At 59.3% G+C, this 11,520-nt stretch carries 10 protein-coding genes and 1 pseudogene; 5 read left to right on the top strand and 6 right to left on the bottom strand.

What is annotated here, in order from left to right; all coding sequences use genetic code 11:
• The first annotated feature begins 151 nt into the window (after nucleotides 1-151).
• Both mazG and ACIPLA_RS23410 read left to right on the top strand, forming a co-directional pair.
• On the top strand, nucleotides 152-985 hold the full coding sequence (mazG, locus tag ACIPLA_RS23415) for a nucleoside triphosphate pyrophosphohydrolase (protein WP_218394135.1): 834 nt from the start codon (nucleotides 152-154) through the stop codon (nucleotides 983-985).
• A gap of 28 nt (nucleotides 986-1,013) precedes the next feature.
• Nucleotides 1,014-1,556, top strand: a complete 543-nt coding sequence (locus tag ACIPLA_RS23410) for a DUF2058 domain-containing protein (protein ID WP_123495908.1) — start codon at nucleotides 1,014-1,016, stop codon at nucleotides 1,554-1,556.
• Nucleotides 1,557-1,622: 66 nt separating this feature from the next.
• On the opposite strand, the gene ACIPLA_RS23405 is transcribed toward ACIPLA_RS23410, so the two are convergent.
• From ACIPLA_RS23405 to ACIPLA_RS23380, 6 genes and pseudogenes are all read right to left on the bottom strand, one after another.
• Entirely contained in the window at nucleotides 1,623-1,811 is a 189-nt protein-coding gene (locus ACIPLA_RS23405) for a hypothetical protein (protein WP_008011665.1), read from the bottom strand.
• 497 nt (nucleotides 1,812-2,308) lie between these two features.
• Nucleotides 2,309-3,525, bottom strand: a pseudogene (gene fabB, locus ACIPLA_RS23400) (beta-ketoacyl-ACP synthase I).
• Nucleotides 3,526-3,536: 11 nt separating this feature from the next.
• Nucleotides 3,537-4,052 (bottom strand): 3-hydroxyacyl-[acyl-carrier-protein] dehydratase FabA, encoded by a 516-nt coding sequence (fabA, locus tag ACIPLA_RS23395; RefSeq protein WP_007899046.1) that lies wholly within the window; start codon nucleotides 4,050-4,052, stop codon nucleotides 3,537-3,539.
• 247 nt (nucleotides 4,053-4,299) lie between these two features.
• On the bottom strand, nucleotides 4,300-6,201 hold the full coding sequence (locus tag ACIPLA_RS23390) for an ATP-binding protein (protein WP_401176353.1): 1,902 nt from the start codon (nucleotides 6,199-6,201) through the stop codon (nucleotides 4,300-4,302).
• On the bottom strand, nucleotides 6,198-7,130 hold the full coding sequence (locus ACIPLA_RS23385; RefSeq protein WP_401176350.1) for an ABC transporter substrate-binding protein: 933 nt from the start codon (nucleotides 7,128-7,130) through the stop codon (nucleotides 6,198-6,200). Before ACIPLA_RS23385 ends, ACIPLA_RS23390 begins: the two co-directional genes overlap by 4 nt.
• A 1-nt stretch (nucleotide 7,131) precedes the next feature.
• Nucleotides 7,132-9,255: a TonB-dependent siderophore receptor gene (locus tag ACIPLA_RS23380; protein WP_192345654.1), complete on the bottom strand. Its 2,124-nt coding sequence runs from the start codon at nucleotides 9,253-9,255 to the stop codon at nucleotides 7,132-7,134.
• A 196-nt stretch (nucleotides 9,256-9,451) separates the two neighbouring features.
• Between ACIPLA_RS23380 and ACIPLA_RS23375 the strand changes: the two genes are divergently transcribed.
• From ACIPLA_RS23375 to sixA, 3 genes are read left to right on the top strand one after another with little or no spacing between them, the layout of a single operon-like run.
• Entirely contained in the window at nucleotides 9,452-10,477 is a 1,026-nt protein-coding gene (locus tag ACIPLA_RS23375; protein ID WP_401176346.1) for an NAD(P)H-dependent glycerol-3-phosphate dehydrogenase, read from the top strand.
• A gap of 30 nt (nucleotides 10,478-10,507) precedes the next feature.
• A complete protein-coding gene (locus ACIPLA_RS23370) occupies nucleotides 10,508-10,855 on the top strand; it encodes a DUF4389 domain-containing protein (protein ID WP_008011673.1) in 348 nt (115 codons plus the stop codon).
• The gene (sixA, locus tag ACIPLA_RS23365; protein ID WP_401176339.1) at nucleotides 10,852-11,304 is read left to right on the top strand and encodes a phosphohistidine phosphatase SixA; all 453 of its coding nucleotides are present in this window, start codon (nucleotides 10,852-10,854) and stop codon (nucleotides 11,302-11,304) included. The genes ACIPLA_RS23370 and sixA overlap by 4 nt, the downstream gene beginning before the upstream one ends.
• Nucleotides 11,305-11,520: the final 216 nt, after the last annotated feature.

Raw genomic sequence — 11,520 nt, 5'->3', positions numbered from 1 at the left:
CCCCACACACCCATCCTGGGCTCATCGTCGATTTTTTTTTTTGGGTCCCCGCGTGTGGCGGGGGGGGCGGCCGGGGGGGGTGGTTTCTTCTCGCGCCCCCCCCCCCCCCCCCCCCCTCGCTCCTACAAGTGAAGTGTGTAGAGATTAGAAGATGTATTCACTTGAAGACCTGCTGCACCTGATGAACCGTCTGCGCGACCCGCAATACGGCTGCCCGTGGGACATCAAGCAAACCTACGCGACCATCGTCCCGCACACCCTGGAAGAAGCCTACGAAGTCGCCGATGCGATTGAGCGCGGGGACTTCGATCATTTGCAGGGTGAGTTGGGCGATTTGTTGTTCCAGGTGGTTTATTACAGCCAGCTGGCCCGGGAAGAAGGGCGTTTCGAGTTCGATGGCGTGGTCGATAGCATCACGCGCAAACTGATCCGCCGTCATCCTCACGTGTTCCCCACCGGTGATCTGTATGCGCCGCTGGACATCCCGCGTCTGAATGAAGAGCAGGTCAAGCAGCGCTGGGAAGAGATCAAGGCTGAAGAGCGCGCCGAGAAGTCTTCGGCGCCGCAGCAGTTGTCCTTGCTCGACGATGTGCCTGCCGCGTTGCCGGCGCTGTCCCGTTCGGCAAAACTGCAGAAGCGCGCAGGGCAGGTCGGTTTCGACTGGCCGGACGCCTTGCCGGTGCTCGACAAGGTGCGCGAAGAGCTCGATGAAGTGCTCGAAGCCATGGCCGACAATGACTCGACGGCGATTGCCGATGAAGTCGGCGACCTGCTGTTTTCCGTGGTCAATCTGGCGCGACACCTCAAGGTCGATCCGGAAACCGCACTGCGCAGCGCGAACTCAAAGTTTGAAAGACGCTTCCGATTTATCGAACAGGCATTGCGCGACACCCACCGTCCCATAGAAGATTGCACCCTCGAAGAGTTGGACGCCTTGTGGGGCGAAGCCAAACGTCAGGAAAAGAATTTGCCCAGCTGCGGTTGAGCAGTTGCCTAAGTGAGAAATAAGCACCATGAGCCTTTCCCTTCGCGACCAGTTGCTCAAAGCAGGGCTGGTCAACCAAAAGCAGGCCAAACAGGTCGGCAAAGAGAAGCAGAAGCAGCAACGTCTGGCCCACAAAGGTCAGATTGAACTCGATGACTCCCAGCAGCGTGCCGCTCAGGAAGCCATGGCCGAGAAGGTCAAGCGCGACCAGGAACTGAACCGTCAGCAGCAGGAGAAAGCAGAGGCGAAGGCCCGCGCCGCCCAGGTCAAGCAATTGATCGAAGTCTCGCGTCTGCCCAAGCTGACCACCGAGGACTACTACAACTTCGTCGACGACAAGAAGGTCAAGCGCATCTCCGTCAACACGCTGATGCGCAACAAGCTCAGCAGCGGTTCGCTGGCGATCGTGCATCACGCTGGCGGTTACGAAGTGATCCCTCGTGAAGCGGCCCTGAAGATTCAGGAGCGAGATCCACAGCGCATCGTGCAGCTGAATGTGAAGACAGAAGAAGTCAGCGCCGAAGACGATCCGTACGCGGCCTATCAGATTCCTGACGATCTGATGTGGTAAGCCGTTAGAGACTGCAACAACGACAAACCCCGCTCATGGCGGGGTTTGTCGTTTTCAATGCGGTCATTATGCAGAACGCGCTTCGCGCTGCTGCTCCAGTGTTTCAAGTTCGGCCTTGTATTTGTGGGCTTCGGTTTCGGAGTGAAACATCCCGACCAACAGGTCTTGTTGATGTACATCCCAGATGCGGATACCGGCGGCGATGCCTTCATGGGACATATGTGAATCGTCGCGTTCAGTTACTTTTACAGTCATCTGCTAGCTCCAATCTCTGTTATCTGCAGCAAGGCGTGTGCAGGCCTCCGTTATATGTTTTGTTAGCTGGCTAAGTAAACGGCAGAGTTCGGCAACCCATTCTTGCAGAATCGGCAAAAGTCCTGCCGCCCGCGAAATACGCGACATTCAGTCGCAGGCCATTGAGTTTCATGACAAATGTTTCATGTTCGAGAGGCAGGAAACCGCGTTTTTGTTGACCGCTGTAATCTTTGTGGGAGCGGGCTTGCTCGCGAAAGCGGTGTGTCAGACAAGATAATGTCGACTGACACTCCTTCTTCGCGAGCAAGCCCGCTCCCACAAGGATCGTGGTGTTTCCCATTATTCGAGCGCAAAAAAAACGCCCCGAACCAGTCGGGGCGTTTTTGTGTGGGGCTCTATCAGGTTTATGCGAAACCTGTAGGAGCTGGCGAAGCCTGCGATCTTTTCAGCGTCTTAACGGGCGCTAAAGATCAAAAGATCGCAGCCTGCGGCAGCTTTTACGCCTGCCAGCGCTTCAGTACCAGCGTGGCATTGGTGCCACCGAAGCCGAAGCTGTTGCTCATTACGGTGTTGATGGTGGCGTCTTCGCGAGTCTTGGTCAGGATTGGCATGTCTGCCACTTCCGGGTCCAGTTCGTCGATGTTGGCGGAACCCGCCATGAAGTTGCCTTCCATCATCAGCAGGCAGTAGATCGCTTCGTGAACGCCGGCGGCGCCCAGGGAGTGACCCGACAGGCTCTTGGTGGAGCTGATGGCTGGAGCCTTGTCACCGAACACTTCACGCACACCTTTCATTTCCATGACGTCGCCGACCGGAGTCGAGGTGCCGTGGGTGTTCAGGTAGTCGATCGGAGTGTCGACGGTGGCCATGGCCATCTGCATGCAGCGGATGGCGCCTTCGCCGCTTGGGGCGACCATGTCGTAGCCGTCGGAGGTCGCGCCGTAGCCAACGATTTCCGCGTAGATCTTCGCGCCGCGGGCCAGAGCGTGTTCCAGCTCTTCGACCACGACCATGCCGCCACCGCCGGCGATGACGAAACCGTCACGCTTGGCGTCGTAGGCACGGGAAGCTTTTTCCGGGGTCTCGTTGTACTGGCTGGACAGTGCGCCCATGGCGTCGAACAGGAACGACTGGCTCCAGTGTTCTTCTTCACCGCCGCCGGCGAACACGATGTCCTGCTTGCCCAACTGGATCTGCTCCACAGCGTTACCGATGCAGTGAGCACTGGTGGCGCACGCGGAGGAGATCGAGTAATTCACACCCTTGATCTTGAACGGCGTCGCCAGGCAAGCCGAAACGGTGCTGCCCATGGTCCGCGTGACGCGGTACGGGCCTACGCGTTTGACGCCTTTTTCGCGCAGGATGTCCAGCGCTTCCATCTGGTTCAAGGTCGACGCGCCACCGGAACCGGCGATCAGGCCGGTACGCACGTTGGAAACCTGCTCTTCGGTCAGGCCGGAGTCTGCGATGGCATCTTTCATGGCCAGGTAGGCGTAAGCCGCCGCATGGCCGACGAAGCGATAGATCTTGCGATCGATCAGCTCTTCGAGGGGAAGGTCAATGGAGCCGGAAACCTGGCTACGCAGACCCATTTCAGCATATTCCGGGTTGAACCGGATGCCAGGGCGGCTTGCACGATGGTTAGCGGTGACGGTCTCTTTGTCATTGCCAGGCACGAAACGATGCCCAGACCAGTGATAACGACGCGGCGCATGCGAATAACCCTTAGAAGTTGTCAGTGGAGGTGAAAACGCCGACCCGAAGGCCTTCGGCGGTATAGATTTCGCGGCCGTCAACGGTCACCGAACCATCGGCGATAGCCATGTTCAGCTTGCCCTTCAGGACACGTTTGATATGGATGTTATAGGTGACTTTCTTGGCGGTCGGCAGTACCTGGCCAAAGAATTTCACTTCGCCGGAACCCAGGGCGCGACCGCGGCCCGGCAGGCCTTGCCAGCCGAGGAAGAAGCCGACCAGTTGCCACATGGCGTCGAGGCCCAGGCAGCCCGGCATCACCGGATCACCTTCGAAGTGGCAGGCGAAAAACCACAGGTCCGGAGTGATATCCAGCTCGGCGACCAATTCACCTTTGCCGTACTTGCCACCCTCTTCGCTGATATGGGTGATGCGATCGACCATCAGCATGTTCGGGGCGGGCAATTGCGCGTTACCTGGGCCGAACAGCTCACCACGACTGCAGCGCAGCAGGTCTTCCCGAGTAAAGGCGTTTTGTTTGGTCATGCGAGCTCCTCAATAGTCCATGCGGCAGGGTGGGGCGAATCTTCCCGGCCGATCGAAGCGTTCATGCCTCGAGTCAGCAGCCTACTCATAGACTATTGCGTTGTGGTGAAAGTCACAGCACCAAGGACATGAATGTACACTTGTGCACTGAAATTATTATTCAAGCCCCTTTTCGGGCTCGTTCGGGTGCCTAAGACTGCCGCACTTTCGTCATTCACGCCAGTCGCAGATAGCCGAATGGCCTGTTCTACTGCACCCACCGCTGCAGAATTTGCTGCAGATCAGTGCGTTTGAAGGGCTTGGCCAGGTAATCGTTCATTCCCGCCGATAAACAGGCTTCGCGGTCGCCCTGCAAGGCATTGGCCGTCAGGGCGATGATCGGCACGTCAGCACAGCCGGGCAATCGACGAATCTGTCGGGTGGCCTCGTAGCCGTCGATGACCGGCAATCGGCAGTCCATCAGAATCGCTTCGAAAGTCAGATTCTCGGCACTGCGTACTGCTTGTGCACCGTCGGTGACGACGCTGACAGTAAAGCCCAGACTGCGCAACATTGCTTCGACAACGGTGCGGTTGACCGGGTTGTCCTCCACCAGCAGCACATTGCGACCCTCGCCGTGGTCATCGCCGGTATGCCCTCGCGGGGTCAGCACCGGTAGTGGCTGCTTATACAGCGCCAAAGGGATTTCCAGGGTGAACACCGAGCCAACGCCTTCTTCGCTCTGCGCGCGCAAGGTGCCACCCATCCGCTCAGCCAGGGTGCGGGCAATCGGCAGCCCCAGCCCGGTTCCGCCGTAACGTCTTGAAATAGAACTGTCGGCCTGCTGGAACGCGTTGAACATCAACTCCAGGCTAGCGGGCGGAATGCCGATTCCGCTGTCGCGTACGGTGCAGGTGAACCACAGCAGTTCATGATCCAGGGACTGCCACTGCGGTTCGATCGTGACACGGCCCCGTTCGGTGAACTTCAGCGCGTTGCCGACCAGATTGACCAGAATCTGCCGGATTCGCGTTGGATCGCCCTGAACCTGAAGGGCGCGCATGTCCTCGGGGATCCGCAGTTGCATGTCCAGGCCGCGTTGCACCGCGCTGTGCTGGAACGACTGGGCGCAGCTGCTGATCAGGTCTGCGAGGTTGAACGGAATATGTTCCAGCTCCAGTTCCGAGCGCTCGATGCGCGAGAAATCGAGAATGTCATTGATCACTTTGAGCAGGTGTTCGGTGGATTCCGAGGCCAGCGCCGCGTACTCGATCTGCTCCTCGGTCATCTCGGTGGTTTCCAGCAGTTGCAGCATGCCCAGCACGCCATTCATCGGCGTGCGCAACTCGTGACTCATCATCGCCAGGAAATCGGATTTGGCGTTGTTGGCCTTTTCCGCTTCTTCGCGGGTCTGGATCAATTGCGCCATCGCCTGATGCTGTTCGCGACTGGCTTGCTCAAGGCCCTGGGCAAGGTTGTTGATGTGTTGCGACAGGGCGCCCAGTTCGGTGTCGTCGACAATCGGCAGGGGCGTTTTGTAGTCGCCTTCCTGGATCGCCTTGACCGCATTGCCGATGTCGTGGATCGGTTGAGACAGGCTGCTGGCCAGGCGCCGAGCCAGCAGAAATGTAAACAGCAGAGCGAACAAGGCCAGGATCCCGGCCTTGAAGAGGATTTCCTGCTGGCGCTGGTTGAACGCGTCATTGGACAGGCCGACGATCACCCGGCCCAGATAATCCTCGCCCGGTGCACTGGCAACGGTACGACTGTTCTGGAAAAAGTCATTGTTGAGCGCGATGCGTTGCAGGCGCACCGGCGCCTGGAACACTTCGACTTGATGCGAGCGGTTGTGTGCTTCCGACGGTTGCTCGACATACACCAGAATCCGGTTGGCGCTGTCCTGTACTTCCAGAAAGCGTACGTTGGGCGTGGCCAGGGTGGCCTTGAGCAAACTTTCGAGCACCTCGTTGTTGCCTGAAATCACCCCGTATTCGGTGGCCGGCGCCAGTTGATTGGCGATCAGCTGACCGGTGTGATTGAGTTCCTGGCGCAGGTCCTGGATTCGCACGAAGGTAAAAAAACTGATCAGCAGCAAGGTCAGCAACAGGGCCGGGCCGAGGCTGATGATCTGGGTGCGGGTATTGATGTCCCAACCGCGACGGAAGGTCATGGGCGGCGTTCTCCTTCGGCCAGCTGTGTTGCGACAGAGGCTTCATTCATCGGTTCAATACTCAGTGAACGAGCCACTTGCGGGTTGCTTAAGACCTTGAAGTGTTGCGGATAAAATGCGCGTGGCCAGGTGCTCGAGGGGCGGTCGAGCAGTTCGTCGAGAATCTTCAGCCAATCGTTCTGGTCGCTGTAAGTACTGGCCAGGCTACCGGCCCTGACAAAGGCTGCGTTGGGACCGATCAACGCCAGTTGCCGGGCATAGCTGCTGAGCAGCAAGTTTTTCACGGTTTTCGGGTTGTACAGATCAGGGTCGTCCAGGCCCAACAGCACGTCACTGTTTTTCAGCAGGGCCTGTAAGGGGCGGCTGTCATGGGTGTTATCCCAACGCTCGGTGACCACTTCAAGGCCCAGGGGCAGGGCAGCCTGACGCAGTTCTTTCAAAAGGAATTCGCTGTGGCTGTCGAAAAGCACACCGACCCGGCGGGCCTCAGGCAGGAGCAGTCGGGTCAGGCGCAACTGTCGCTCCAGCGGTGGATCGCTCCAGAGCAGGCTCAGGTGCGATGGCAGGTCATTGCCCAAGCGTTGATGGGCTTGCAAACGACTGATGCGCAACACCAGCGTCGCCGGGCCTTGGGCGTCTTGCAGGCGCCAGTCGAGGCTGGGTAAGTCGAGCAGCACCAGGCGGGTGTCGACGGGCAATTGGCCTGGCGCCGGCAGGCTGGCGACAGGCTGGAAGCGCACATTGTCGGAGGGGCGCAACTCGCTGAGGGCTTGAACGAAAGACTGCACGCCGGGATTGTCCTCGGCGCCAGTCAGCAGAATGTCGGCGGCCCGTGCCGGCAGAGGGCACAGCAGCCCGATAAACACCAGGCACAACCCCGCCAGCAGGCGGCCAAGGGTTGGCGTCTTCGGTGGCGGGCGATGTTGCATCTTAGAACTCCAGCTCCGCGCTGAAGTAGAGCACTCGGCGATCGTCGTAGTTGTTGTCGACGAAGGTGGTGGGCTGATTGTCGAGGCGTTGCTGGAGGACCCCGGCCAGCTCCAGATTGGCTTTGCCCAAACCGATGCGTTTGGCGATGCGGGTGTCGACCCGTTCGAAGCGATAGCCATTGAGGGCGTCGGCACCATAGTAGAAGAGCGCGCTGTTCCAGCCCAGGCCCCAGTTGCGAAGCCAACCGGCGGAGCCGCTGTTGCGCGCAGTCTGTTGTGCATCCAGCGGGTTGCTGGCCTCGGCATCGACGTAGGCATAGGTCAGGCGCAGACGATCGGCGCTGCTGACGCGCCAATCCAGCTGGGTTTCAGTCCCGGAGAAGCGCGAGCTGTTCGAGTTACTGGCGATGTACTGGTTGTTGCGCAGCGGTTCACTGATCATGCCGGTGATTTCGTCGTAGAACAGCTTCACATCGACCGCCAGCCCCCACTCTGCGAAGTAGCCGTTGTAACCCAATTCCCGGGAGCGCATGCGTTCCTGTTCGAGGTCGCCCGGGCCACGGGTCTTGACGAAATAACGGGCGCTGGACTGGCCGTAGGCACTGGGCTTCAGGTTGGTGACCTGGTAGCTCCAGTTGACGTTGTTCTCGAACATATCCGGCGAACGGATGGCTTCCGAATACACCGCGCGCAAGCCGTGGCGCGGGTTGATCAGGTAATTGACCGCCACCCGTGGGGTCAGCGAGTTGCCGGTCAAGTGCGTGTCTTCGTACATCGCGCCGCCCTGCAACAACCAGTGTTCGGTGGCGCGCCACTCGAGTTGGCCGAACGCCCGCCAAGTGGTGTCGTCGAGCGTGCCATTGAAGTAGGTCTCGGAGTTGGCCCGGTCGTAACGATAGTTCATGCCGCTGACCAGCCGCAGACTGTCGGACAGGCTGAGCGTGTCTTGCAGTTCGAGGTCGTAGCGCGATTCCCTGGCACTCTGGTCAATGTCGCCGCACAGCGTTTTACTGGCGCCGTTTCGCCATTGCGTCAGAACCTGATTGGCCAGCGCTTGTTCAGCCGCCGTACCCGCCGGCGCGCCCGAACCGGCGTAGCGGTTCATGTTGCGCGCCAGACGTTCGGTGTAATTGGGATTGAGCTGCCAAAGTTGGGTCAGTTCCGGGCTGAATGAGACCTCGGCATCACAGGCGCGCCAGGTTTGCTGGCGATCCCAGTGTTGTGCGGAGCCTTGAATATAAAGGCTGTGATCGGGATTGATGTCCAGATTCCAGCGCAGCGAGCCAGCATAATCCTTGGCGATGACGTCGGAATTGTTCCCCGCGGCGGTAATCCCTGAGAACACCGGACGGTAGGTATAGGGCCGCTGGTTGGTCCCGTCCTTGGCATTCAGTTGCCAGTCGATGCTCTGGTTGTCATTGAGCGTCTGGCTGACGGCGAGGCTGAAGCGGTTCAAGCGACGGCTGTCGCGGTAATCGGCGCCGGTGCGATCCGAGTCGAAGCCGTCATCTTGTTGGCCGGACAACGACAGACGCAGGTCGCCGCTGTCCCAACCCATGCCCTGGCTGGCGTAGAAATCATTGATACCGCGCTGGCCACGGGTGACTTTCAGCCGCGTGCCGTGGCTGTCGGCCGGTTTGCGGGTGATGATATTGACCACCGCCATCAGCGCGTTGGCGCCGTAGCTGACGGTGTTCGGGCCACGGAAAACCTCGATGCGCTCGATGTCTTCCATGGCCACCGGAATATCACTCCAGTCCACCGTGGCCAGGCCGGCGCGGTACACCGAGCGGCCGTCGATCAACACCTGCATGCGCCGCGCTTCGCTGGCATTGGTGCCGTGATAGTTCACCGCCGCCTGATTGCCGCTGATATTGCCGACCATCATCCCCGGCACCAGCCGCAGCAACTCGCTGATATCCCGCGCGCCGCTGGCATTGATCAGTTCACTGTCGATCACCGTCATGCTTCCCGGCACGGCCGCAGGCGATTGCTTCAGGCGCGTCGCGGTCAGCACTTGCGGCAGCGGATCATTGTCGAGGAACAGATCGTCGGCCAGCAATGGCGAGCTGAAGATCAGCGCCAATACCAGCGGCGAGCGAGCACGGGGAAAGCCAAAAGACACGGCACGGCCTTGATAGCGGTTAGTTGGCGCGCATGTTAACCGAGCGCAAAGACTTTTCCAGTCACGTTATGGGCATTTTCCTCGGTTTTCTTGGTCTTCTTCCTACAAGTGTCGGTAATTGATGCTGGGGCTGGCCGCGACCGGGCCGCTCCGTATAATGCCGGCATCGCCACTGGTATGGATTAACGGATTGCATATGACTGAACAGCGCCCAATTGCGGTCCTGGGAGGCGGAAGTTTTGGTACCGCCGTGGCTAATCTGCTGGCCGAGAATGGGCATCAGGTCCGGCTGTGGATGCGCGACCCGGAACAGGCCGAGGCCATTCGGGTCAATCGTGAGAACCCGCGTTACCTCAAAGGCATCAAGATTCTTCCGGCAGTGGAAGCGGTCACAGACCTGCAAGCCACCCTGGAGGCCTGCGACCTGTGCTTCGTCGCGCTGCCGTCCAGCGCGCTGCGCTCGGTGCTGGTCCCTCACGCCGAACGTTTGAGCGGCAAACTGCTGGTGAGCCTGACCAAAGGCATCGAAGCCCATACGTTCAAGCTGATGAGCGAGATCCTTGAAGAAATCGCCCCGCAAGCGCGCATCGGCGTGCTGTCGGGCCCGAATCTGGCCCGTGAAATCGCCGAACACGCGCTGACCGCCACGGTGGTCGCCAGCGAAGACGAAGAGCTTTGCCAGCGGGTCCAGGAAGCGCTGCACGGCAAGACCTTTCGTGTGTACGCCAGCGCCGACCGCTATGGCGTGGAGCTGGGCGGGGCGTTGAAAAACGTTTACGCGATCATCGCCGGCATGGCGGTGGCGTTGGGCATGGGTGAAAACACCAAGAGCATGCTGATCACCCGGGCATTGGCGGAAATGACCCGCTTCGCGGTGAATCAGGGTGCAAACCCGATGACGTTCCTTGGGCTGGCGGGCGTGGGCGACTTGATCGTGACGTGCTCGTCGCCCAAAAGCCGGAATTATCAGGTCGGGTTTGCCCTCGGTCAGGGGTTGAGCCTTGAGGATGCGGTGACGCGTCTTGGCGAAGTCGCCGAAGGCGTGAACACCCTGAAGGTACTCAAGGCCAAGGCGCAGGAAGCCGGCGTGTATATGCCGCTGGTCGCCGGATTGCATGCCATCCTCTTCGAAGGGCGCACGCTGGAGCAGGTCATCGGTCTACTGATGCGTGCCGAGCCTAAAACCGACGTCGATTTTATCTCCACCAGCGGTTTCAACTAAATACCCCATCTACAGGGCAGGGAGCGAAACATGAATGATCCGAAGGTAGAAGCCAAGTACGAATCCATCCTGTTGCGGGTGCTGTGGATGATTGTCTATGTGCTGGTCTGGCAAGTGGCGCAATTGATCCTCGGTGCGGTGGTGTTTGTGCAGCTGATCTATCGTTTGATTTATGGCGCACCGAGCGCCAGCTTGATGAACTTCGGCGACAGTCTGAGCCAGTTTCTGGCGCAGATCGGTCGTTTCGGCAGCTTTCACAGCGACCAGAAGCCCTGGCCGTTCGCCGACTGGCCGACGCCGCGTACACCGGAAGGTGAAGCTCCGCACGTTGTGGCGCCAGCACCGCACCCGGCCCGAGATGAGGAACCGAAACTATGAAACTCTGGGTATTGCGTCATGGTGAAGCCGAACCTCACGGTACTCGCCCCGACTCCGAGCGGAAATTGACCGCCCATGGCCGTGAAGAGGTGTTGCGTGCTGCCGCCTATTTGATGGGCAAGCCACTCACCGCCATTTATGCCAGTCCTTATCAGCGAGCGCAGGAGACGGCAGAAATTGTGCGTGCGGCGCTCAATTTCGCGCCGGAGATCCGCACCGTCGACTGGCTGACCCCGGATACCGATCCGGACAAGGTGGCGGAGCAGCTTGTATCGGTGAGTGATGTGCTGCTGGTCAGTCACAATCCGCTGGTGGGCAACCTGCTGAGCTATCTGCAGCACGGCGCCGGCCATCCACCGGAAAAAGTCAGCACCGCCGGCCTGGCCGAGCTTGAGAACAATGAACTGCTGATCGGGTCGATGAAGCTCAACGGCATCAAGCACCCGTAATTTGCTTCTGTTCTAGGTATAGCCTTTGCTTCTGCATTTGTAGGAGCGAGGCTTGCCCGCGAAGCTTTTAGCGTTTTCGAAGGCCCCTTCGCGGGCAAGCCTCGCTCCTACAGGGGTGGTGGCGTTCCGTTTTTGTTCTTGGTTTTTGTGTGAAATAGTCAACCAAGCACTTGCTTGGTTGACTACGCTTGCTCCAGACAAAAAATAAAGGAGCAA

Origin of the sequence: Pseudomonas sp. NPDC086112, from assembly GCF_044746425.1 — a bacterium.
Taxonomy (GTDB): Bacteria; Pseudomonadota; Gammaproteobacteria; order Pseudomonadales; family Pseudomonadaceae; genus Aquipseudomonas.
This window is presented reverse-complemented; position numbering and strand designations above follow the sequence as displayed.